This window comes from Microcoleus sp. K1-B1 (assembly GCF_036704705.1).
Taxonomy (GTDB): Bacteria; Cyanobacteriota; Cyanobacteriia; order Cyanobacteriales; family Microcoleaceae; genus Microcoleus.
The window spans coordinates 7,737-30,177 of the sequence record NZ_JAUBSH010000020.1 but is presented as its reverse complement, the minus strand read 5'-3'; the positions used below and the strand labels follow the sequence as shown (position 1 = coordinate 30,177).

The window sequence follows — 22,441 nt, the reverse complement described above, 5'->3', positions numbered from 1 at the left end:
AAATAAATTTTATTGTGGCGCGGACAGTTCTAGTCCGCCCCTGAAAAGCCGATCGCAAATAGTGATCTTCGACCTGTAGAATCGCCTTGTCGATCGCCACTATCAGCAATTTATGATCATCGAGCCGAAACTACTTTAACCTACTCAAGAACATTTGCCTACATTTTGCTGATAAACTTAGGAAAGTTTTTGCATCTGATTTCGCTTTCCTTACAGCAACTGCCAACAACCTATGATATTTCCTGAGAACAAAAATTCACTTGTTACTGCTGCTTCTGGCATCCGCTGGCTGAGGCGAATTTTGTCAGCCAGTCTTTTAACAGTAGCGATCGCACTTAGCTTCATACTGCTAAGCGGCACTGCGCCAGCCTTGGCAACTCTCACCGACGATCGCTTTGACGGTACAATATTTGCCCTCTACGCCGGCAACGGTTCCCTAGTTCCTCCTAAAGTCAAGATTGCAGATTCTTTCAAACGTCATAAACCCGTACTGTTAGTTTTTTACACTGATGACAGCAGCGACTCCAAGCAGTACGCTATCGTTGTCTCTCAACTCCAGGAATTTTACGGGCGCGAAGCCGATTTTATGCCCATAACAGTTGACTCCTTGCCTCCGCAACCGTCACCAGAAATCACCGAACCAAGCCATTATTACGAAGGTTTTGTACCTCAAACTGTCATCTTAGACCAATCGGGAAAAGTAGTTTTTAATGAGAAAGGACAAATACCATTTGAACAGGTAGATGATGCTTTTCGGAAAGTATTTGACTTGCTGCCCAGAGAAAAATCAATCCCGCTCAAACGCCGTGTCGTGAACGAACTTAACGTCGAATTGTCGAAGTAATAGGTAATGGCTAATTGCTAGTAGTCGCTATAGCAATTTTCAAGATTCCTTAACGAGAGTTTTTTTGTTTTATATTGGGTAAGGTGCGCTAGGCGCACCCTACATTTCGGGTGAGACAGTCAACAGTCAAAAGTCAACCATCATTCTCCCTCAGTAATTCTTTACAAACACCATATCGGGTCTCAGGGCAAAATGGACGTGAACTATTTAAACTTTAAACAATGAGTAGAACCTTAATTCCTGTGATTCTGGCCGGCGGTAAAGGTGAACGTTTCTGGCCACTAAGTCGCAAGCAGCGGCCCAAGCAGTTTTTGAGTCTCGACGGTAGCGGCAAGAGTTTGCTGCAAGGGACTGCGGAAAGACTTTTGGAATTAGGTAACGGTTGGGACGATTTGTGGGTGGTAACGTCGGAAATGTTGGCTGCGGGGGTTCGCGAACAGTTGCCGCTGTTACCGCCGGAGAATTTGCTGGCGGAACCGGAGGGCCGGGATACTGCGCCGGCGGTGGCCTGGACTGCGATAGAAACTGCGAAGCGTTACGGTGAGGATGCGGTTGTTGGTTTTTTCCCGGCGGATCACTGGATTGGGGAACCACAGGAGTTTATCAAGACTTTGGAGGCGGCGGCTGAGTTGGCGAAAAATCAGGATGCGATCGCCACTTTGGGAGTCAAGCCGAGTTATGCTTCGACTGGTTACGGCTACATCGAACAAGGCGAGGAAATTGGCAGTTTTGGGGGTTTTCCGGCTTATCGGGTGGCGAGGTTTACGGAAAAGCCCGATCGCACAACTGCGGAAGAATTTGTAGCCAGTGGCAAGTTTAGTTGGAACGGTGGAATTTTTGTATTTCGAGTCGGAACAGTCTTGACAGAATTGCGAAATCATGTACCGGAAATGATGGCAGCTTTGGAGGCGAAAGGCGCGCAGGCGTACTCGGAATTACCCAAAATTAGCATCGATTACGCGCTGATGGAGAAGACGCAAAAGGCTTGTGTTCTGCCCGTAGGCTTTAGCTGGGACGATTTGGGAGATTGGAATGCGATCGGTCGTTTGCTGCAAGGAGACAAACCGAATGTGGAGTTAGCAAAACACGTCGGAATTGATACGAAAGGCGGCATCTTTTATGCAGCCGATGAGAATGAGGTGATTGTCACCATTGGTTTAGAAGATGTGGTAGTTGTGCGAGATGGCAATGTGACTTTGATTGTGAAAAAGGACAGGACGCAGGAGATTAAACAGGTAATTAAGGTGTTGGGAGAAGATGAGAAATTGAAAGATTTATTGTAAGAAAAAATACGACAAAATACGTGTAAGGAAAGTCCAGGAAAATTAGTTTGTAGTAAGGACTTTATTCGTTTCTTAACCAAATATCAAGCAAAGACTAAAGCTTTTACTACAAACTTTTTTATTCTATGTATTTTCTCCCTCCACGTTCTCGGCGATGAAAGCCGTTTGTGATAATTACGAATCAATCTCTAAGATTTTTCTTCCAATCCATTCGGCAATTCCTGGCACAACGGCATTACCAAGGAGTCTCCCTCGGCGACCGTCCATCCTGGAGGAAATCCCATCAGCTTTTCCCATTCTGTCCAAGTCAAGTTTCTCGCCACAGAGTATTGGTCTGTCTGAATGGCCTCCTTGATGTCCTCCAGTTTGGGCGCGTAACGTGGGGCAGACGCTTTTTGCCAAGGTATACCCGAAGCCGCCGCGACGTTGTACCACAAGCGGAGTGTCTCCGATAATGCCTTCACAAACACTCGATCGAGTTTCCTTCCTCCTCGATTTTCGCGCCGCAGAATCCCCAGACAATTCGCCGCTGTCAGTAAAGATTCTACAGGCACGTTTCGATCTAAAACTGGCAATAAAGAACACTCTGTCTCGGTCGTGAGGTAAGCCCGTATGTCGAGCGTTACACGATAGCCATCCCCCCAAATACCCGTGCGCTTCCAGCGTGTCGATAACGACCTCAAGAGCGGTTCCTTGCTCTGCCGAGAGTAGCCCCGGCACATTTTCCAAGACCAACCACGCTGGCTGAATTTCTGCAACAAGTTCCATAAATTTGTAGAAAAGTCCGCTTCTTGCTCCTGCAAGTCCTTTTCTTTCTGTGTTGGCATTGCTAAGGTCTTGGCAGGGCCATCCTGCACACCATAAATCAGCGGCAGGGATAGTTGAATGTGTGAGGGTTCTGATGTCTTCATAAATGGGTACTTGAGGCCAGTGGCGTTTTAATATTTGTTGGCAATATTTATCTATTTCGCATTGAAATACGACATTCATTCCCGCTTTTTCAAAGCCTAGATCGAAACCGCCAATACCGGAAAAAAATGACGCAACTCGCATTTTAATGATACTTCTTTATTTACACAGATTGTAGACTTAATCAGCTTTATAGACGATTTTCGTCTACAAAACTGCTACACCACAAGATATCATCCTCAATCGTAGTTTAAAACATCTTTATCAGATGGGCGAAGCTAATATTAGCGGCTCGCGAATCAAGCAGGCTCGTGAAAAACTCGGATGGGGGCAGAGCGATCTAGCCGCAGCAATTGATGTAGACTTTCACATTAAGCTGGATCAATCTGACATTTCAGAGATAGAGCGTCAGAAGCGTGGTGTTAAAGATTTTGAGCTAGATGCGATCGCGCGTCTGCTGCAAGTATCTCCAGAGTGGCTTTTGCGCGGAGATGAGGCAAACTCCCATGAGTGAGATGGGGGCGAACCGTGAACAGTGGCTCAGAGAGGCTTGCGCTGGCTTTGCAAGCACCAAGCCAGCCAATATAAATTATTACAGATTAATTTTAGAGACGCTTTGGCCTCCCGGTCACAGCATTCCAGGGCCAGTAGTTTCCCTATTGCATTTACGTCAAGTTATTAACAATTTTAGAGGAGAAAATTACGCAGATACTCCTAGACGCATACGAGAGCTGCAAGGGGAAGAAGGATTTTTGGGAATAGTTAGATTTGGTAGTGGCAGCAAAACAAGATATCAGCTACTCAGCATAGAAATTAGTCCAAAACGTGAACAGAGAATCAAACTCAGTGAGGCTTTTTGGCAGAAAATTTTGATTAAATATCAAGATCGCTGTGCAGTGTGTGGCAGACAACCGCCTCTTGTCAGATTAGATCGAGATCATAAAATTCCGCGCTTGCGAGGAGGAGGAAATGAAGAGGATAATTGGCAACCGCTGTGTGCAGAATGTAATAACTTTAAAAGCACGGCTTGTCGAGGATGCCAACTTGAGTGTACACAGTGCGCCTGGGCATTTCCTGAAACTTTTGCCCCAATTAAAATCTCGGCTTCTGACATCCAAAAAATTAAGGCACTTGCTATTAAACAAGGAATTAGCTCAGAAGCTTTGTTAAGGGAAATAATTCAAAGCTACTTTAACCGCCAAACTTAACTGCTACCTCCCACACCCCAAAGCTGTCACGCGCATTCCCACCCTTTCCCCCAAGTTATTCCCCAAGACACTGGTCAGCCCGGTCAACAGCGCTATCCTAGTAGTTATATAGCCCTTAAACCCGATCGACCCGGAGGCCCCTTGTTTAGCCTAGTTCAAAACACTTCTCGCAAAGGAGAAATTCTAGAGGTCGTCTTCCGCAACGGTTGGGACTACATGAAAAGCCTCCTAACCGGCCGCAAAACCGACGCACCCAGTCTCCCAACTCCAGCAGTTCTCCGCAATATCCTCGTCGAATTAGGCCCAGTATTTGTCAAATTGGGTCAATTGCTGAGCACCCGTCCCGACCTTTTACCGGCCAGCTACATCGAAACTCTCTCCACCCTACAAGCGGAAGTGCCGCCCGTACCGTGGTCGCAAGTAGAAGCAATCGTCCGCCAGGAACTCACACAATCTCTCGAAAATACCTTCGCCAAATTTAACACTGAAGCCATCGCCGCAGGTTCGATCGCCCAAACCCACAAAGCTACTTTAAAAGACGGCCGCGAAGTCGCCCTCAAAGTTCAGCGCCCCGGTATTGATATTGTCATCGAACAAGACATCGCCGTGCTCAGAGGTTTGGCAGAACTTGTCATGCTCACCGACTTCGGTCAACAATACGATATTGTCGCCTTAGCAGAAGAATTTGCGATCGCCCTGCGTGCAGAACTCGACTTCATTCAAGAAGCCAGCTACACAGACGAACTGCGCCGCAATTTATCTAAAAGTAAATGGTTTGACCCTACACAAGTTGTCCTACCAGAAATTAACTGGGAGTTAACTACAAAAAAACTCTTAGTCATGGAGTGGCTGAACGGAGTCCCGATTTTGTTAGGCGATTTGCAAGGAATTCGCCACAAAGGAGATGTAAATGCCGAACGCGAAGAAATTACAACGCTACTTTGCCGCGTTTTCTTCCAACAGTTGTACATCGACGGATTCTTTCACGCAGACCCGCATCCCGGCAATTTATTTTATCTCAAAGACGGCCGCATAGCTTTGCTAGACTGCGGCATGGTCGGCAGATTAGACCCGCGAACTCAGCAAAATTTGACAGAAATGTTGCTGTCAATTGTCGATTTAGATGCTCAGCGATGCGCTCAATTAACTTTGGAAATGGCAGAATTTGCTCAGCCGACAAGTTTAGTTAATCTAGAGAACGATTTGGCTCGAATGCTACGCAAGTATTACAATGTGAGCTTGTCGCAAATGAACTTGTCAGAAATTTTTTATGAGGTACTAGAAATCACCCGAAAAAATAAAATTAGGCTGCCCAGCAATCTCGGTTTGTATGCAAAAACTCTAGCGAATTTGGAAGGACTGGCGCGCTCTTTTAATCCCCGATTTAATATTGTAGAGCAGGTCAAACCGCTGATGACCGATATGTTTCGGCGTCAGTTATTAGGAGATGACCCGATACAAGCTTTGTTGAGAACAGCCCTCGATCTGAAAAGCTTATCTTTGCAATCTCCGCGACAGGTGGAAGTGCTTTTAGACCGGGTTACTTCGGAAACTTTGAAGTGGAACTTGACACTAAAAGAACTCGATCCGCTACGTCGCACTCTGGGGGATTCGGCGAACCGACTTTCTTTTAGTATTGTGGTGGGTTCGCTGATTGTGGGGGCGGCAATTATTTCTTCTAACGCGCAAACTTCTCAGCTATCTTTTCTGAGCACTGGTTTGTTTGGAGCGGCGAGTTTTTTGGGTTTTTGGTTAATTATTAGCATTCTCAGGTCAGGGCGTTTGCGGAGTTGATTGAAAAGGGGAAATGGAAAAAATCAGGAGATATAGCAATCCTTTCGGGAAACGCGCAACGGGCTTTTTTGTGAAGGAACCGCGAAGACTCTCTTGACGCGGATGTTGAGAAGAGAAGATAAAGATTTCACAATTTATGCCAGGAGTGCTATAGCATCCTCAACTATTAAGCAACATCTCTGACTTAAGATAGGCGATCGCCCGCAGCAGCTAAGTCTAAGCTAGAAATTATAGTTAGATCAAGTTTTGAGGGAGTAAAGTCTCTCAAAACTTGATAACTAAGGACTTCAGTCCTTATTACAAACCTATTTTGCGATCGAAATAGAGCTAGGTGTTATTTTGAATGAGCAATATTAACCAAGTATTGGAAAAGGACAAATTGCCAGAATTAGGATTAGTCTGCATTACAACATCCGATGCAGTTCGCTTTCGCACTGTCACGCGGAAGCGACTTTTACAGCTTTCGGAAACTGAACAAGAAACAGTATTGCGCGAGCTTTATACAGACAACTTAAAGCGGTTTGACAAAGCGATCGACTTCTGTTCCGTTAATCAGATTAAGCTCTACCGCATGACTTCAGCACTGTTCCCTTTTGCAGATACAGATTTGGGGGAAGGAGTGCTACACTCCATGACTGAGGAATTGCGGAAGACCGGCGATCGCGCTTTGTCTTTGGGCATCCGTTTGGTACTCCACCCCGATCAATTTGTTGTCCTCAGTTCCGACAAGCTTTCTGTGGTTGAAAATAGCATTAAAATTCTCGCGACTCATGCTTTAATTTTAGATATGTTGGGACAGCCCCGATCGCCCCAGGCACTGATGAACATTCACGGCGGCAAGAGCGATCGCATTTCGCAGCTCAAGTCTGTCATCCGCGATTTACCCGAATCAATTCGATCGCGCTTAACCTTTGAAAATGACGAATACGCTTACAGTTCCTCGGAAATTTTAGAAGTTTGTCTCGATACCGGCGTACCAATGGTTTTTGACGCCCACCACCACGTCATTCACGAACATTTAGAAACTTACGACGATCCCAGCGTTGCCGAAATGCTCGCAGCAGCCCGCACAACTTGGTCTGTTCCTGAATGGCAATTAGTGCATATATCCAATGGCCGAGAATTTTTTGCCGATCCGCGCCACAGCGATTTAATTACAGAAATGCCTAACTGCTATTATCAGGCTCCTTGGATTGAAGTAGAAGCTAAATTTAAAGAATTAGCTATTGAAAAATTGCGCGCCGAATGGTTGTCGTCGAAGGTTCCACAATTTAGCAATGTCTCGTAGGGTGGGGTTTTACCTACAATAATTGCCTAAAACCAATCCTCTCGAAAACCAGCCATCACCCAAGGGCAAATCGCAAGAACAGGCAAGATGCCTGTTCCACAAAGAATGAATTTTCTTGTGGGGTGGGCGTCTCGCCCGCCCGGTTTATTGTGACAGTCCGAGAGGGTTTTTAACGGTAAATCGCAAGAACAGGCAAGATGCCTGTTCCACAAAGAATGAATTTTCTTGTGGGTGTCCCGCCCGCTTTAGTCCGACAATCCGACAGAGTTTTTTAACCCCGGTCTCATAGCTAAAGTCCTCTAAAAGAGGACTAAAATAGATAGATATTGAGCTCGTATTTCCAGTCGGTTTTAACCGACTTTAGCTATGAGGCAGGGGTTTAAACCCCTGCCGGACTGCCGGACTGGCGAGAAAACCGCGTTAATACCAACTATAAAATTATGTGTGGACGATACACTTTAACTACTTCAGGTGAAATCATCGCCGAATTCTTCAAACTATCGGGAATTCCCGACATCAAACCGCGATACAATATCGCCCCAACTCAATCAGTTGCCACAGTAACAGTTGAACTAGAAAAAATGCAGCGACAGTTTCAATTTATGCGCTGGGGTTTAATTCCCAGTTGGGCAAAAGACATGAAAATAGGCAGCCGCATGATCAACGCGCGATCGGAAACTGTAGCCGAAAAACCAGCTTTTCGCAGCGCCATCAAGCACAGGCGATGTTTGATAGTCGCTGACGGTTTCTACGAATGGCAACAGCAGGGAAAGAACAAACAGCCTTACTATTTTCAAAAGGCAGACGGCGAACCTTTTGCTTTTGCCGGTTTGTGGGAAAATTGGGAATCCCCAGAAAAAGAAAACATTGTATCTTGCACTATAATTACTACCGCTGCTAACGAAACAGTGCAGCCGCTGCACGATCGAATGCCAGTGATTCTCCCAGACAGCGATTGGGAACAGTGGCTAGATCCTGCGGTAAAAAATGCTCAGGAAGTTTTGCCGCTGTTAAAGCCCTATGCTTCGGAAGCCATGAAAGCAAAGGCCGTAAGTGCGATCGTCAACAGTCCAAGTAGAGACAGTCCCGAATGTATTAGCGATCGGCAATAAATCATTGCAGCCGACAAAACCGAGATAGTTTGAGTTATGATGTAAAATGATGTTTGAGCTGTAGCTTGGGTTTTCTAAGTTGCAGTTTAACTCAGTTGTTATTTGCTCAAACATTTTTTAAATCTTAACATCAGTTAGAAGACAAAAAATATGATCGGATACGCTACACTGGGTACCAACGATATTGAAAGTGCCGCCAAGTTTTATGATGCTTTGCTTGCTGAAATTGGCGCTCGACGATTCATGGAATTCGACGGCTTTATCGCATGGAGCGTTTCTCCCGATGGACCAGCACTTGCTATTACAAAACCATTTGATGGTAACACAGCAACTGTTGGCAATGGAGTAATGATAGCTCTTCAAGTTGACAGTCCAGAAAAAGTCAACTTAGTTTATAACAAAGCGATCGAACTTGGGGCTAAGGATGAAGGGCCAGCAGGACCAAGAGGCGCGTTGCCGGGGTTTTATGCGGGATATTTTCGGGATATTGATGGGAATAAGCTCAACGTGTTTTGTATGACTGGGCCAAACACTTAAGATTTTTATTTTTCGTGAGGCGAGCCGAAAAAAAGCTATTTCCGAGCGTTAGCTATTAGTTATCAATCCCTAAATAAGAGTTGATAACTAATAGCTAATGGTTAATGACTAATAACTAAATTAACTGTCGTACATCCTCGCTTCAGCCGCCTCGGGATTTTCCTCGCAATACTCGTCAAAAGCCGTTTTTTCAAGTTTCATCGATCGCTGGTGAGAAGCCTCAGCCTGCATTTCCTCTACAATATCCCACGCTACCGCGCACTCTCTAGAAGTAGCGCCTTTTTCGGCACAGATAGTTCTGGCATCCGCGATCGCCTGTTCGATTTCTTCGTCAAATAAAATACTCTTCGGCTTCTCAAGAAAATCGCCTTTTGTCAAGATATCCGTGACCGAAATAATGCCCACTAGCTCGTCCTTAATCACCGGCGCCCGGCGGATGCGGGTATTGGCGAACAACCTAGCCACATATTCCACGCCCAAGTCAGGATTGACCGTAATGCAAGGTTTGGTCATAATCTCGAAGACGCGGACTTTTTTCGGGTCTACTCCGTAGGCTGCTACTTTATAGACAATATCCGTTTCTGTCACAATGCCATAGGCATCTTGTTCGTGGCGACGTTCGACAATCAACGCGCGCAAACACAAATCGTTCATCATCGCCACCGCTTCAGCTACCGTTGCTGAACCGCGAATGGTAACAACTTCTGTTGTCATAATATCTTGGGCTTTCATCATCATTGTTTATTGCTTACGGCTCATAAAGTCTACTGCGTCCCGATTTGGGGCTGTCCATTTGATTTGTGATTATCATTAGGACTTACCCTCAGAAACCCGCTTTCTACCAAGATGTTGGGTTTAGTAACGATAAATCCGGTTTAGCAACCCGGTTTCTGAGAAATCGTGCGATCGCAAACTAATCATAAAACCTTTAACGGCATTCGGGATGACAAGTTGCCGGAAACAGCCGCTCGCTGCCCCGGAGCCTCTGGAGTCAGCGATTTATCCCTCAGACGGGGCTAGCGTGCGATCCTCCAAGCAAGAGTGAAGTAATTGGGGTGATGATCGATCTTTGAGCTTGTGTGACTCAGATTTTCCAGCCCCAGTCTCAAAGAAGCAAAAGTTAACACAAACTAAGCAACTGCTTGCGCTCGCAGAGATCCCCGCCTCTGATAAACTTGATGGCTGGGAGTGCAAAAGAGCACAAGGCACGCATCAGCAGTTGGGAGGATCTAGTTCGTGGACAATGTAATCGGTTTAGAGATTATCGAAGTAGTTGAGCAGGCAGCCATCGCCTCCGCTCGCTTGATGGGCAAAGGCGAGAAAGATGAAGCCGACAGAGTGGCTGTAGAAGCCATGCGGGAGCGCATGAACAAAATTCATATGCGCGGCCGCATCGTGATCGGCGAAGGCGAGCGCGATGACGCACCAATGCTTTACATCGGTGAACAAGTAGGTATTTGTACCCGCGAAGATGCCAAAGAGGTCTGCAACATAGATGAATTGATCGAAATTGACATCGCTGTTGACCCCTGCGAAGGTACTAACCTGGTGGCTTACGGTCAAAACGGTTCGATGGCAGTTTTGGCAATCTCTGAAAAAGGTGGTTTGTTTGCGGCACCGGATTTCTACATGAACAAATTGGCTGCTCCTGCGGCTGCTAAGAATCATGTAGATATTCGCAAAACGCCCACTCAAAACCTCAAAATTATCTCTGATTGTCTCGGCCGCAGTATTGAAGATTTGGTGGTGGTGGTCATGGATCGCCCCCGACACAAAGATTTAATTAATGAAATTCGGCAAGCGGGTGCAAGAGTTCGGCTGATCAGCGACGGCGACGTTTCGGCAGCAATTTCTTGCGCGTTTTCTGGTTCCAACATCCACGCACTTATGGGTATTGGCGCTGCACCAGAAGGTGTGATTTCTGCAGCAGCAATGCGCTGCTTGGGCGGTCACTTCCAAGGGCAGTTAATTTACGATCCGGCTGTTGTAAAAACTGGTTTGATCGGTGAAAGCAAAGAGAGCAATATCGCTCGACTTAAAGAGATGGGCATCACAGACCCTGACAAGATTTACAATGCTGAAGAGTTGGCATCTGGAGAAACAGTTCTGTTTGCAGCTTGCGGGATTACTCCCGGAACGCTGATGAATGGAGTTCGCTTCTTTGGCGGCGGCGCTCGCACTGAAAGTTTGGTAATTTCTTCTCAGTCGAAAACTGCTCGGTTTGTGGATACAATCCATATGTTTGACCAGCCGAAATCTCTGCAATTGAATTAGTGATTAGTTAGTGGTTAACAGTTAAATGTTAACAATTAACAGTTAACGGTGAACAGTCACCAGTGATTAGCAATTAGCGATAAACTAAGAACTAATAACAGGTGACTGTTAACAACTAAGAAAGAAATAGTGACAAATCACAGATATGAATATTGCAGTCGTAGGTCTCAGCCACAAAACAGCGCCGGTAGAAGTTCGCGAAAAACTGAGCATTCCAGAACAGAAAGTTGAAGCGGCGATCGCCCAATTGCGCGGCTACCCGCACATTCAAGAGGTTGCCATCCTCAGCACTTGCAACCGCTTAGAGATTTATATTGTTACCAGCGAGTCGGAACCTGGTGTGCGAGAGGTTATTCAGTTCCTTTCCGAATGCAGTAAAGTTCCTTTGCAGTCTTTGCGCCCTCACCTGTTTATTTTGCTGCACGAAGATGCGGTGATGCACTTGATGCGAGTGGCTTCTGGCCTTGACAGTTTGGTTCTCGGAGAAGGACAAATCTTGGCTCAGGTAAAACAAACTCACAAACTCGCCCAGCAGTACAAAGGTGTAGGCAGAATTTTAGAGCGCTTGTTCAAACAAGCTCTCACAGCAGGGAAGCGAGTTCGCACGGAAACTAGCATCGGTACCGGTGCAGTTTCGATTAGTTCGGCGGCGGCAGAATTGGCTCAAATGAAGGGTCAGCATTTAGCAAGCAGCAAAATTGCAATTATTGGTGCTGGCAAAATGTCGCGGCTTTTGGTACAGCATTTGCTCTCAAAAGGAGCTAGCCATATTTCGATCGTCAACCGCTCTGTGCGAGGCGCCCTAGAGTTGGCCGGTCAGTTTAAAGATGCTGAATTGCACCTGTATCAGCTATCCGAAATGATGCAGATAATTGCCAGTTCTGACTTGGTTTTTACCAGTACCGCAGCTACCGAGCCACTGTTAAATAAAGCTAAATTGGAAGCTGTTTTAGACCCGAATCGCCCTTTGATGTTGGTGGATATTTCTGTGCCACGCAACATTGACTCGGATGCGAATGAACTCGCTAATGTGCGATCGTTTAATGTGGACGACTTGAAAGCAGTGGTAGCTCAAAATCACGAAAGTCGCCGCAAAATGGCAATGGAAGCTCAGGGCTTGCTGGAACAGGAAGTAGAGGCTTTTGATCTCTGGTGGCGCAGTCTGGAAACGGTTCCTACTATTAGCTGTTTGCGGGATAAGATAGAATTGATTCGGGAACAAGAGTTAGAAAAAGCTTTATCGCGTCTGGGTTCGGAATTTTCGGAGAAACATCAAGATGTGATTGAATCTTTAACAAGGGGGATTGTGAATAAGATTTTGCACGATCCGATGGTACAGTTACGCGCTCAGCAGGATATTGAGGCGCGGCGGCAAGCGATGCAAACTTTGCAAACACTGTTTAATTTGGATGTGGATGTCAATCAGCAGTACAGCTAGTTTGTCCTTAGTCATTGGTCATTAGTCATTAGTCATTAGTCATTAGTCAGTTGACCGGAAAGCAGTTAGTCGTTGACTGGAAAGCAGGAGTCATATTATGTCCGGTCAATTACTATCAATAAAAATGCCTCCAACCCTTGCGGCAAAAGCATCATTCGGGAGGGTAATTTGCTCGAACATGATATCAGTTATCATTCAACCAATAACTAATGACTAATAACTAATGACTAATAGGCGAATTTATCAAATAATCCTACTGATTGCGGGGCTGTGGCTGGTTTTTGAATTTGCCTCGCGCATGGCGGCAGAAATTCTCTGGTTTCAGGAAGTTGGATATCTTCAGGTTTTTCTATTAAAGCTGAAAACTCAAGGGTTGCTGGGGACGATCGCAATTGCTGTTTCTTCTGTCTTTTTGCTCGGAAATTTGGCTTTAGCCCGCCGCCTGCAACATCCCCCAGAAGAAATGAAATCGCCGGTTGTGGGGGCGCTATTCTCTTCACTGAGGGCGAACAACACGGGGAAGAATACCGGGAAGAATTACGAAATACCTGTTGCTAAATCTCCAATTACCTTTTCCTGGCTGCTGTTGGCAGTATTCGGATTGACTTTGATCGCAACTTTTATAATAATTCACTGCGGGCTGTTAGCTGCAAACAGCCTCACCTCTTTCGGTATAGCTGACAATTTACCTCCAGCGCCCGTGCAGTTGGGAATTGAGTCAATCCAGCAAATAGCGCGGCAGCTATTTTCTCAGTGGTGGCAGTTAGGCTTGCTGCTGGGGACAATGTTAGCTGTGGTAATTAAGCCTGATTTTTGGCTGCGGGCGATCGCCCTTTTTCTCAGTTTGGCGATCGGGCTTATTGTCGCCAGTCGCTGGACAAATGTTTTGCAATATTTTCACCCTACTAATTTTAACACAACCGACCCTCTTTTTCATCAAAATATTAGCTTTTATGTATTTATTTTGCCAATCTTAGATTTGCTAGGATTCTGGCTGACAGTTGTATTTTTGTACAGTTTAGTATCTTGTGCTTTAACATATTTGCTATCGGGAAATAGCCTGAGTCAAGGGATATTTTTGGGGTTTTCTCGATCGCAACAGCGGCACTTGTACGGGTTGGGTGCAGCTTCCATGCTAGCCGTTGGATTCCGCTATTGGCTGGGGCGCTACTCATTGCTGTATTCGCGGGGAGACGTTACTTACGGGGCAAATTATGCTGACGTGACGGTGCGGCTTCCCTCCTATGGATTTTTGAGTATTTTGGCGGGGGCGATCGCACTTTTGATGCTGTGCCAGGTTTACCAATTCAAAATTAAAAATAAAATTATAAAAAAAATTATTTTAGCATGGGTAACTTTAACTTTTGTGGGAGGTTTGCTGCTGCCACAAATTGTGCAGCAACTCATAGTTCAACCCAACGAACTAGCACGAGAACAACCGTACATTCAGCGCAGTATTGCCTTTACTAAAGAAGCCTTTGACCTCAACACAATCGAAATAAAAACATTCGATCCCGCCGGAAAACTTACTTATGCCGACTTAGAAAAAAATCAACTTACTATTAGCAACATCCGCCTGTGGGACAAGCGACCGCTGCTGCAAACCACCCGACAGTTACAGCAAATTAGACCATATTATACATTTCCTGATGCCGATATCGATCGCTACACAATCAAAAATGAAAAAGCACAAAAGGGAGATTCAGAAAGCCAACAAGTGTTTCTGGCAGCGCGGGAATTAGATTACACAGCAGTTGCCCCCGATGCTCAAACTTGGGTGAACGAACACCTAGTTTACACTCACGGTTACGGCTTTACTCTTTCTCCGGTAAATACAGTCGGTGTCGGCGGTTTACCTGATTATTTTGTCAAAGATATTGGAGTGGCAGCCCAGGAAGGAGAGACGGCTTTGGAAGTAACTAGCGATCAAATTCGGGCCAGTATTCCGATCGGCTACCCACGAATTTACTACGGCGAAATCACCGATACAGAAGCGATGGCGCCCACAAAAGTTAAAGAATTCGACTACCCCAGCGGCGAAGACAATGTTTACAATACTTACAGCGGTAGAGGCGGAATTGATCTCGGTTCTATGTGGCGGCGCTGGCTGTTTGCTAATTATCTTAAAAATTGGCAAATGGCACTGACGCGCAATTTTACGCCAGAAACTAAATTGCTGTACCGTCGCAATATTAATAAAAGAGTCCGGGCGATCGCTCCTTTTTTGCGCTACGATTCCGATCCGTATTTAGTAGTAGCAAACGCCAATCTTAGCAATGATGATATAGAAAAAGAAAAAGATGAAAAGGGCAACGAGATTAAACCTTCACCCTCTGCCACTGATAAATCTCCCAACTATCTTTACTGGATTATCGATGCCTATACAGCGAGCGATCGCTATCCGTATTCTGACCCTGGAAATCATGAGTTTAACTACATCCGCAACTCCGTCAAAGTAGTCATTGATGCCTACAACGGGTCTGTTGACTTCTACGTGGCCTATCCCTCCGATCCGATTATTAACAGTTGGATTGCTATCTTTCCCGGACTCTTCAAACCCCTTGACAAAATGCCTCCGGCTCTCCGCAAACATATCAGATATCCAGTAGATTTGTTGAGCATTCAATCAGAACGCTTGCTAACTTATCATATGGAAGACCCCCAAGTATTTTACAATCGGGAGGATTTGTGGCGAGTTCCCAATGAAATTTATGGCAGCGAACAGCAGCCCGTAGCACCGTATTATTTGATTACGAAGCTGCCAACTGAAAAAGCCGAAGAATTTATTTTGCTGCTTCCATTTACACCAGTAAGTCGTAACAATTTAATTGCTTGGATTGCAGGGCGATCGGATGGTAGCGAGTACGGAAAATTGCTGCTGTATTTATTCCCCAAACAGCGATTAGTTTACGGCCCGGAACAAATAGAAGCTTTAATTAACCAAGATCCGGTTATTTCCGAACAAATATCTCTCTGGAATCGCCAGGGTTCAAAAGCCATTCAAGGAAACTTATTAGTAATTCCCATTGAACAATCTTTACTGTATGTGGAACCTCTTTACTTAGAAGCCGAACGCAATAGTTTACCGACTTTAATCAGAGTTATTGCTGCCTACGAAAACCGCATCGTCATGGCAGAAAATCTTGACTTGGCACTCAAGGCACTTTTTCAGCAACGATCTACTAATAAACAGGTCATTATTCGACCTGTGGAAGGGACAGCACCAGCTTTAAAGAGTGAATGAACCGCTCTTGGCGCTCTTGATGCACAGAGAAGATACAGCGAAAATATAAGAGAAAGAGAGAAATTTATTTATGTTTATGGGTCTGAGGTTATTTACATCCGCCTGTTTAACTATGGAATTTATCATGTAAATTACTGCGATTTCTGTTCGCTAGCAGCCTTAATATCCTGCCACCAAACATTGACATAGGGCCACATCAATGTCTCATCTCCTCCAGAATCGAGTTTCACTGTCACCTCATAACGGTCAATATGCGTGAGTTCGCCAGTTTTGCCATTCAAATACAATTGTTTGGGATTGTCGGTGATAATTTCTACCCTTTGATTCAACAGCGGCAGCATCTGGGTAGAAGAACCCTGAAACGGGTTTTTGCCCTTGAGCACATAGCCGCCAATCAAAGAGAAGTACATTGAAGCTAGGAAAAATACTGTACATAAACCCACAATTACCAGTGTTTTTTGTTGTGAAAAACTGGTATAAACGCTCACATATCCTACGATCATAGTTCCAAAAAACAACAAATTTGGCAGGTACAGCCCATCTTCCAGAAACACGCTACCAAAAAACATCAGGGCTACCTGAAAACCAAATAATGCAGCCACCCAACTCCACCCACTTAGCAACGATGCACATAGTAGCCAATTCATTGCTACAGTAAGGGCGATCGCCATTGCTATTGCCCCAAGCGGTGCTCCATAATCGTACTGTCTGAAGGGAAGAAGAACAAAAAATACTAAAGCATAAGCAAAACCCGCAAAAGCCAGTGCTAATCCACTAATTATTTCGTTCCCGTTCAACATGGCGATGGATTTTTAGAGTACTAAGGTGAAGCGTTCATCTTCTGTTGTGATAGTAGCCGTTGAAAATTCCCAGCGGACTAAGGCCAGAAATTCTAACCGTAGGGTGCGCCACAAGAACCTTACCGCTATATTTACGGGAGGGAACTAATTTGTGAACCAAGCGTGCTATCCCAGTTTCCCAAGGTGCAAGATTAACGATGACCGAAGGCACAAGTCAGCCGTATCTGAAGGTGAAATTTTCAGAAAACCAGATTATTTTTTAGGGTCGATCGACTTAACAAATTGTTGCACAGGCTGTGGTAGAGCCGGCACAAAAGTCTTTCTAAAACCCCTAACATCGAACACTCGCCACAAAATACCTACCGCTACCGTCAAGAAAAATAACGCTCCCAAAAAATTGAACACAGTAGACAGAAAACCGCTGTTCCTTTTTTTCGGAGGTGTAATATGTTTCATGCGATATACAGCCGGCTCGTAATCTATCGACTCCTCGCGATTGCGCCCTGGCGTTTTGGGACGCGAACTCGCACTGCGCTTCTGAGTCACACCCGTTTTATTAGTTTTAGTAAAACTGCTGGGCGATTTTAGCTCAGAAGCGCCGCGGATTCCCGTTAACTTGCTAGCAGAAGCCCCCGTTTGGCCCACAGCAGCATCCTGAATTCTGCTGTTAGGGCGCTGAGCCGATTTGCGTTCGGCGAGGGTACGCATCAAACTTTGCAATTGCTGAGTCGCCGCCGGCGGGCGTTCCCCTTTCCTCGCCCAATTTAACAGCATCGCCCCGGTAATCCCGCAGAGATTCGTAGCGCCTACAGAAGCCAGCCGCTTCAGCAGAGGCTGGCTGTTTGACACAAAAATAACCAATGCGTCCGGGTGTTCGGTCGCCAAACCGTAAACGCACTGAGCCGTCGCCACTACCAGCATTGCTGGCTTGCTTTGATTTTTGATCGAAGGTTCGAGAGCTCGGTGTGTTTCCTGAGCGTCAGTTGCAATCCAGCCACTGTCGGCAAAAAATCGCATAAACTCTCTAGCTACTTGCTCTTGAGCTTTTTCCACCGCTTGCCCTGTCAGACGATCTATTTCGTCGTACACTACTTCCGGGATATAGCAAGTTCCCACCTTGGAATATTCTTGCCACACTTGGGTTCTGCCAGTCATTAAAACATCTGCATCAAAAGTTACCAATACAGGAGGAAGTTGATTAGCCATGACTTTATCCTATAGGCTCAGATAAGTTATTTAAACTTAATTGATCAAGTTTAAACAAATTTTGGGTTATAAAAAAATCAACTTTTGGTAATAGATAAATTGCCCAGGGCGGGGCTCTTAATTGGAAATTAGTAGTTAGGAACCCGATCGCCCTTCAGTTCCCAGTTTGATCGCTCAATTCCTATATTCCACTAATTTACCGCAACCAAAGAGCCTATTACCAAAGATGCCCGGCTACGCTAGTTCCCGATTCCCAGACGGCCAGCCAAAGCCGGAGTCAACGGCAACAGCGCAGCAATCATCAAGAACAAAGCTAGCAAACCCAAAGCCGCGCGAGCGTCGTCAGGCTCAGTCAGCTCGTTGAGGCTCGGCCGCTCCAAATTCCGCTGTAAAATCAGAATCACGATCGCCCAATACAGAGCTAAAGGATTACCTAAAGAAACGATGGCCAGCACCACAAAAGTCGCCAAAGTAGTGCGACTGGCTATTTTCCGACCGTAGATGGCTTGCACGATTCTACCCCCGTCCAACTGTCCCGCCGGCATCAAATTAATCGCCGTTATTACCAAGCCCAACCAACCGATAACTACCAGCGGGTGAACGTCAACAATCTGCTGCTGCAACGCCGAACCCAAAACCACTTTTGCCAAAGTTCCCACCAAAACCGAGCCCTTGAAAAATTCTGCGGGAATTTGAAACAAACTGCCCGGGTGAGACAGCAGCAAACCCGTTACCAGCATTAGCACAGAAACTATTCCCCCAGCCGCTGACCCGGCAAAAGCGATGTCAAACAAAACTTTACGGTTGGGCAGCAGCGACTCAAAACGGTCGATCGCTCCAAAACAACCTATCTGCAAAGTTGGTATAAAAAATGGCCAACTCAAGCCAACCTTGTACCGATTTGCCAGCACTCGGCGAGCAATTTCCCCAGAGCCTAAAACCGCCCAAATTCCGGCTGCAATTGGCAGAACTTCTAGATATCTAGCCGGCGAGTTAAAGAAATCGAAACCTAGCAGCAAACCGCCTGTCTCTAAGCTAGTAGCAATTGTTGCCAGCAGCAGCACGACTGCTAGGATTTTTTGAGACACGGTTGTTGGCTGCGGGTCGTTGGTGCTGGGCAAGATAATAACTACGGGCTTGTCGTCCTGATTTTCTACTAAAAATAGGCGGTAGCGATCGTTTAATCTTTCTGCCAAACTTGCCGTCAAACGTGAGTGTACTTGTTCTGGGTCTCCCCGGAGATTGCCTTTGAGAATTACCCCATCTTGATAGGGAATCGTTTCTGTGGCAAAGAAAGTATCAATTCCAAAGATGCCTTTAATTGCCTTGAGGTCTTCCACTGGAACGGGAATTATTTCTGATTCATTATTCGCAGGCGACGAGGTGACGATTTTAATGGTTTCTGGCCCTGGTGTTCGCTGCGACTCAGGGGCAGAGAAAGCATCGCTTTGGGACTTTACCTCAGCAGCATCCGGCCGCGGCAGCACTGCATCGGATGCAGCCTTACGCAATTGCCGGCCCAGATAAATGTACAATCCCGTCGATGCCACTAGCAGCAACAATACGGCCACTAGATTGAGGTAAATTCCGGCGGCGAACAAACCAAAGAACAGCAGCCAGGGACTCATCAGCGCAACAGACTGCAACCAAGCCAAAATTCCCAGTTTGCCAAAAGGTCTGGCGCGATAAAATCCCCAACCCAGAATTCCCAGAGCAACCAATACGAGCGCAATTGTTGCCGTATTTTCCGATGCAACTATAGGCATTCCGGTTGTTTGCGCCAATAGGGGCTTTAATCGGTCGATCGCGCTGCGGTCGAGTAATAGCATTAAATTTTGGGGAACATTAAATAGAGTTGTTGGGAACATATCCAAACCTGTCGGAAACTAGCCTGATTACTAAGGATAACCTCTGAGGGCTACTCGGCCCACAACCTGCTGTTGGTGCTGTTTGAACATCACAGGAGCTAGGCTATTGACACAATAGATTTTTTATGATACCACATCGGCTGTGGCAAACCTATACTCAGAAGGGTATCAGTGTCGATCGGCCAGAAGCGGGAAGATTGGCCCGGGTTTGGCAGGCGGGGCTTTTTTAAGGATTTGTTTCGGATTCGGGCATCCAAAACAAATGCTAAGCAAATAAGATCTCAGCAGCTCTCTCCTTTTCGGTAAAGAACGGCTCAAAGCATTGATGTTATTAGGTTTTGTTAACGGGTACGGCAGGACTTGAACCTGCGACTCGCTGCTTAGAAGGCAGTAGCGTCAAATTATTGTATCACCCTGTGCGTAAGCTTCTTAGTTTTTTGTCATGCAAAATGCGAAACAAATGCGAAACAAATGCGAAACAAATGCGAAACAATTTGGTACTGTAGGTGTGCAGAGTTAATGACCTAACCATGCAAGCAAACAAATCTCAGCGTCGGAAAAAAGGGACTGTAGGGGTGATGGTAAGCCGAGGTCTGCTACGCCTTCATTTACCTCGCGAGCTTTACGGGGGTAAAAATAAGTTTGTGTGCATGGGTTTGCCGGATACTTTGGAAAACCGGGCGATCGCAGAATGCAAGGCTAAGCAGATTGAGCTTGACATCCTTACAGGAATGTTTGACCCAAATGATTTAAGCAAATACAAGCCTGTCCAACCCCACAAACACAGCAGTAACCTGGTACAGGCTAAATTTGGGGCAACAAGTCTGACGCTACAAGAGTTGTGGGACAAATATTTAAACTACAAGCAGGGTGCGCTCAAGCCAAAGTCTTTGCACTACTTGCAGACTACGTTGGGGCGACACATAGCCAAGTGTCCTTCGGATATTCTGCAAGCGCTAGAAGTTCGCGAAGTCCTTTTAGAGACAACAACGGGGGACATGACCAAGCGTATTCTCACCCACTTAAATGCTGCTGTTAGTTGGGGTATCAAGCACAGGTTAATTACTTTGCCTGTTAGCCCCTACAAAGATATGGCTAATGATTTACCTAAGTACAACTGGCAGAATGACCCCACTCCTAATGCTTTTATCACTGAAGAAAAGTTGTTGGTGTTACAAGCTTTTGAGTCTCACACAAATAAGCCCGGACACTGTTACAACACATACTACCCACTCGTAAAATTTTGGTTTTTAACGGGTTGCCGTCCTAGCGAAGCTATTGGTTTGACTTGGGGGAATGTCTCGCCAGACTGTTCTTACGTTTTGTTCAACGGCAGTATTCAGTTCATTGAAGGGAAAGCTGTTGAGAGCAAGGGCAGTAAAAATAACAAACACCGAAAATTCCCTTGCAATAATGAGTTGAAAGGGTTTTTAGTGTCAATTAGACCGCAACAGTTTGACTCTAAAGAATTGGTTTTTTCTTCTCCAACTGGGGAGGCAATTAACTACAGTAATTTTTCTCAAAGAGCTTGGCACAAGATAGTTGTACCTATCACTGACAAGACGCGGGAACCTGGTTACAAACCTACTACTCCATATTCTTGTCGGGATACTTTTATTAGCGAACAATTGGCGCAAGGTATCCCATCTGCGGTAATTGCTCGCTGGTGTGATACGTCGGAAAGTATTATTAATTCCCATTATTTAGATAACAAGATTTTGGAGCATTTACGCCCGCTTTGATGCTGTTAGGATGTTGATTCTAGGGGCAACTTTTGGGACATAAAACTTTACAGTTCCTGTGTTGACAAGGAAGTGTAAGTCTGCAATCGTGAGTAACTAAGGAAGATTGTTGCGCGGTTGACGAGCACTTGCAATGCTAGCCAAACCACGACTTCCCCAAACCGTAGAGTTATTACGTTTGGAGCCTATAAATTATGCCACTTTCAGCCGATTGTCCTAACGGACGATCGCAACTCTTAATGTTTCCCCGTCGCGAGTTATTGCAGAAAATCGCATCGGCCGCTTTGCTGTTTTTTGTGCCGCGTATTCAGCCTGTCACCTTATCTAAAAGTTATCCCTCCCCAGCGTTCAATATTGGCGACTTGATAGCTAGCGACTGGGTTGATGACGATGACGAGGATGCTCCCGACTCTGCTACTGATTTTAGTGAAATTCTTGGTATGCGGTGGCTGCCAGAATCTGAATCCGGTTTGGCTGCAAACACTTGGGTCTACTTTGTACGTTGGACGCATACCACTAGCGGGCTTGATTACTTGTACCCCTGCTACGATGGCGAGCCGACTATGGCTAGCGGATTGAGGCTTGTCAGCCATGACTAAACCTACTGTCAGCTACCGTCGCATTGACCAATTAAAGGCGATCGCCTATGACCGTGGATTCACCAATGAAGACGCCAAGCAGTTCGGGAAGCTTAGCAAAACTGCTACGTGGGAATCGCTGCTAGAACTGTACCTGGTTGACGGCGAATCGCTTGACACAGTGAATGTAGACATAGTGCTAGACATACCGCTAGACACTGTATGCACAACGCCTGAACCGCTTGACACAGTGAATGTAGACATAGTGCTAGACATACCGCTAGACACTGTATGCACAACGCCTGAACCGCTTGAC

Annotated in this window: 18 protein-coding genes and 1 pseudogene; 14 read left to right on the top strand and 5 right to left on the bottom strand. The window is 45.8% G+C overall.

The window, feature by feature from the left end; genetic code table 11:
- Window positions 1–232: 232 nt before the first annotated feature.
- Window positions 233–844, top strand: a complete 612-nt coding sequence (locus QUA83_RS10105; RefSeq protein ID WP_333292935.1) for a thylakoid membrane photosystem I accumulation factor — start codon at window positions 233–235, stop codon at window positions 842–844.
- Between the two features lie 221 nt (window positions 845–1,065).
- Window positions 1,066–2,127 (top strand): mannose-1-phosphate guanylyltransferase, encoded by a 1,062-nt coding sequence (locus QUA83_RS10100; RefSeq protein WP_333292933.1) that lies wholly within the window; start codon window positions 1,066–1,068, stop codon window positions 2,125–2,127.
- Between the two features lie 174 nt (window positions 2,128–2,301).
- Here QUA83_RS10100 and QUA83_RS10095 read toward each other — a convergent pair whose 3' ends face one another.
- Window positions 2,302–3,180, bottom strand: a complete 879-nt coding sequence (locus QUA83_RS10095) for a DNA (cytosine-5-)-methyltransferase (protein WP_333151335.1) — start codon at window positions 3,178–3,180, stop codon at window positions 2,302–2,304.
- Between the two features lie 124 nt (window positions 3,181–3,304).
- Between QUA83_RS10095 and QUA83_RS10090 the strand changes: the two genes are divergently transcribed.
- From QUA83_RS10090 to QUA83_RS10065, 6 genes are all read left to right on the top strand, one after another.
- Window positions 3,305–3,550, top strand: a complete 246-nt coding sequence (locus QUA83_RS10090) for a helix-turn-helix transcriptional regulator (protein WP_333292932.1) — start codon at window positions 3,305–3,307, stop codon at window positions 3,548–3,550.
- Complete coding sequence (locus QUA83_RS10085) at window positions 3,543–4,244, top strand: HNH endonuclease signature motif containing protein (protein ID WP_333292929.1); 702 nt, start codon at window positions 3,543–3,545, stop codon at window positions 4,242–4,244. The genes QUA83_RS10090 and QUA83_RS10085 overlap by 8 nt, the downstream gene beginning before the upstream one ends.
- 141 nt (window positions 4,245–4,385) lie before the next feature.
- Complete coding sequence (locus tag QUA83_RS10080) at window positions 4,386–6,038, top strand: AarF/ABC1/UbiB kinase family protein (protein WP_333292927.1); 1,653 nt, start codon at window positions 4,386–4,388, stop codon at window positions 6,036–6,038.
- 343 nt (window positions 6,039–6,381) lie between these two features.
- Window positions 6,382–7,326: a UV DNA damage repair endonuclease UvsE gene (uvsE, locus tag QUA83_RS10075; protein ID WP_333292925.1), complete on the top strand. Its 945-nt coding sequence runs from the start codon at window positions 6,382–6,384 to the stop codon at window positions 7,324–7,326.
- A gap of 440 nt (window positions 7,327–7,766) precedes the next feature.
- Entirely contained in the window at window positions 7,767–8,438 is a 672-nt protein-coding gene (locus QUA83_RS10070) for an SOS response-associated peptidase (RefSeq protein WP_333292924.1), read from the top strand.
- A gap of 150 nt (window positions 8,439–8,588) precedes the next feature.
- Window positions 8,589–8,975: a VOC family protein gene (locus QUA83_RS10065; protein ID WP_333292922.1), complete on the top strand. Its 387-nt coding sequence runs from the start codon at window positions 8,589–8,591 to the stop codon at window positions 8,973–8,975.
- Window positions 8,976–9,095: 120 nt separating this feature from the next.
- On the opposite strand, the gene QUA83_RS10060 is transcribed toward QUA83_RS10065, so the two are convergent.
- Window positions 9,096–9,713: a CP12 domain-containing protein gene (locus QUA83_RS10060; RefSeq protein ID WP_333292920.1), complete on the bottom strand. Its 618-nt coding sequence runs from the start codon at window positions 9,711–9,713 to the stop codon at window positions 9,096–9,098.
- Between the two features lie 498 nt (window positions 9,714–10,211).
- Here QUA83_RS10060 and glpX point away from each other — a divergent pair, with 498 nt between their 5' ends.
- The 3 genes from glpX to QUA83_RS10045 all read left to right on the top strand — a co-directional run bounded on the left by glpX (window position 10,212) and on the right by QUA83_RS10045 (window position 15,931).
- A complete protein-coding gene (glpX, locus tag QUA83_RS10055; RefSeq protein WP_333292919.1) occupies window positions 10,212–11,249 on the top strand; it encodes a class II fructose-bisphosphatase in 1,038 nt (345 codons plus the stop codon).
- Window positions 11,250–11,394: 145 nt separating this feature from the next.
- Window positions 11,395–12,687 (top strand): glutamyl-tRNA reductase, encoded by a 1,293-nt coding sequence (locus QUA83_RS10050; RefSeq protein WP_333083528.1) that lies wholly within the window; start codon window positions 11,395–11,397, stop codon window positions 12,685–12,687.
- A 223-nt stretch (window positions 12,688–12,910) separates the two neighbouring features.
- Window positions 12,911–15,931 carry a UPF0182 family protein gene (locus QUA83_RS10045; RefSeq protein ID WP_333292917.1) on the top strand — a complete coding sequence of 1,007 codons (3,021 nt, stop codon included), beginning with the start codon at window positions 12,911–12,913 and terminating at the stop codon, window positions 15,929–15,931.
- Between the two features lie 131 nt (window positions 15,932–16,062).
- Here the strand turns inward: QUA83_RS10045 and QUA83_RS10040 are convergent, their stop codons facing one another.
- The 3 genes from QUA83_RS10040 to QUA83_RS10030 all read right to left on the bottom strand — a co-directional run bounded on the left by QUA83_RS10040 (window position 16,063) and on the right by QUA83_RS10030 (window position 19,703).
- Entirely contained in the window at window positions 16,063–16,731 is a 669-nt protein-coding gene (locus tag QUA83_RS10040; protein ID WP_333292915.1) for a hypothetical protein, read from the bottom strand.
- A gap of 252 nt (window positions 16,732–16,983) precedes the next feature.
- Entirely contained in the window at window positions 16,984–17,937 is a 954-nt protein-coding gene (locus QUA83_RS10035) for a hypothetical protein (RefSeq protein WP_333292914.1), read from the bottom strand.
- A 239-nt stretch (window positions 17,938–18,176) separates the two neighbouring features.
- On the bottom strand, window positions 18,177–19,703 hold the full coding sequence (locus QUA83_RS10030; RefSeq protein WP_445301768.1) for a site-2 protease family protein: 1,527 nt from the start codon (window positions 19,701–19,703) through the stop codon (window positions 18,177–18,179).
- Between the two features lie 632 nt (window positions 19,704–20,335).
- On the opposite strand from QUA83_RS10030, the gene QUA83_RS10025 reads away from it, so the two are divergent.
- From QUA83_RS10025 to QUA83_RS10015, 3 genes and pseudogenes are all read left to right on the top strand, one after another.
- Window positions 20,336–21,547: a tyrosine-type recombinase/integrase gene (locus QUA83_RS10025; RefSeq protein ID WP_333292910.1), complete on the top strand. Its 1,212-nt coding sequence runs from the start codon at window positions 20,336–20,338 to the stop codon at window positions 21,545–21,547.
- A 194-nt stretch (window positions 21,548–21,741) separates the two neighbouring features.
- Window positions 21,742–22,146: a hypothetical protein gene (locus tag QUA83_RS10020; RefSeq protein WP_333292908.1), complete on the top strand. Its 405-nt coding sequence runs from the start codon at window positions 21,742–21,744 to the stop codon at window positions 22,144–22,146.
- Window positions 22,139–22,441, top strand: a pseudogene (locus tag QUA83_RS10015) (hypothetical protein); the annotation flags it as partial. The gene QUA83_RS10020 and the pseudogene QUA83_RS10015, both read left to right, overlap by 8 nt.

Bases quoted from the DNA above. Each gene is read 5' to 3' on its own strand.
- QUA83_RS10060 (WP_333292920.1), bottom strand. From the start codon at position 9,713: ATGATGATGAAAGCCCAAGATATTATGACAACAGAAGTTGTTACCATT.
- QUA83_RS10035 (WP_333292914.1), bottom strand. From the start codon at position 17,937: ATGGCTAATCAACTTCCTCCTGTATTGGTAACTTTTGATGCAGATGTT.
- QUA83_RS10040 (WP_333292915.1), bottom strand. From the start codon at position 16,731: ATGTTGAACGGGAACGAAATAATTAGTGGATTAGCACTGGCTTTTGCG.
- QUA83_RS10020 (WP_333292908.1), top strand. From the start codon at position 21,742: ATGCCACTTTCAGCCGATTGTCCTAACGGACGATCGCAACTCTTAATG.
- QUA83_RS10050 (WP_333083528.1), top strand. From the start codon at position 11,395: ATGAATATTGCAGTCGTAGGTCTCAGCCACAAAACAGCGCCGGTAGAA.
- QUA83_RS10085 (WP_333292929.1), top strand. From the start codon at position 3,543: ATGAGTGAGATGGGGGCGAACCGTGAACAGTGGCTCAGAGAGGCTTGC.
- QUA83_RS10030 (WP_445301768.1), bottom strand. From the start codon at position 19,703: ATGCCTATAGTTGCATCGGAAAATACGGCAACAATTGCGCTCGTATTG.
- QUA83_RS10100 (WP_333292933.1), top strand. From the start codon at position 1,066: ATGAGTAGAACCTTAATTCCTGTGATTCTGGCCGGCGGTAAAGGTGAA.
- QUA83_RS10045 (WP_333292917.1), top strand. From the start codon at position 12,911: ATGACTAATAGGCGAATTTATCAAATAATCCTACTGATTGCGGGGCTG.
- QUA83_RS10105 (WP_333292935.1), top strand. From the start codon at position 233: ATGATATTTCCTGAGAACAAAAATTCACTTGTTACTGCTGCTTCTGGC.
- QUA83_RS10090 (WP_333292932.1), top strand. From the start codon at position 3,305: ATGGGCGAAGCTAATATTAGCGGCTCGCGAATCAAGCAGGCTCGTGAA.
- QUA83_RS10025 (WP_333292910.1), top strand. From the start codon at position 20,336: ATGCAAGCAAACAAATCTCAGCGTCGGAAAAAAGGGACTGTAGGGGTG.
- QUA83_RS10070 (WP_333292924.1), top strand. From the start codon at position 7,767: ATGTGTGGACGATACACTTTAACTACTTCAGGTGAAATCATCGCCGAA.
- QUA83_RS10065 (WP_333292922.1), top strand. From the start codon at position 8,589: ATGATCGGATACGCTACACTGGGTACCAACGATATTGAAAGTGCCGCC.
- uvsE (WP_333292925.1), top strand. From the start codon at position 6,382: ATGAGCAATATTAACCAAGTATTGGAAAAGGACAAATTGCCAGAATTA.
- QUA83_RS10095 (WP_333151335.1), bottom strand. From the start codon at position 3,180: ATGCGAGTTGCGTCATTTTTTTCCGGTATTGGCGGTTTCGATCTAGGC.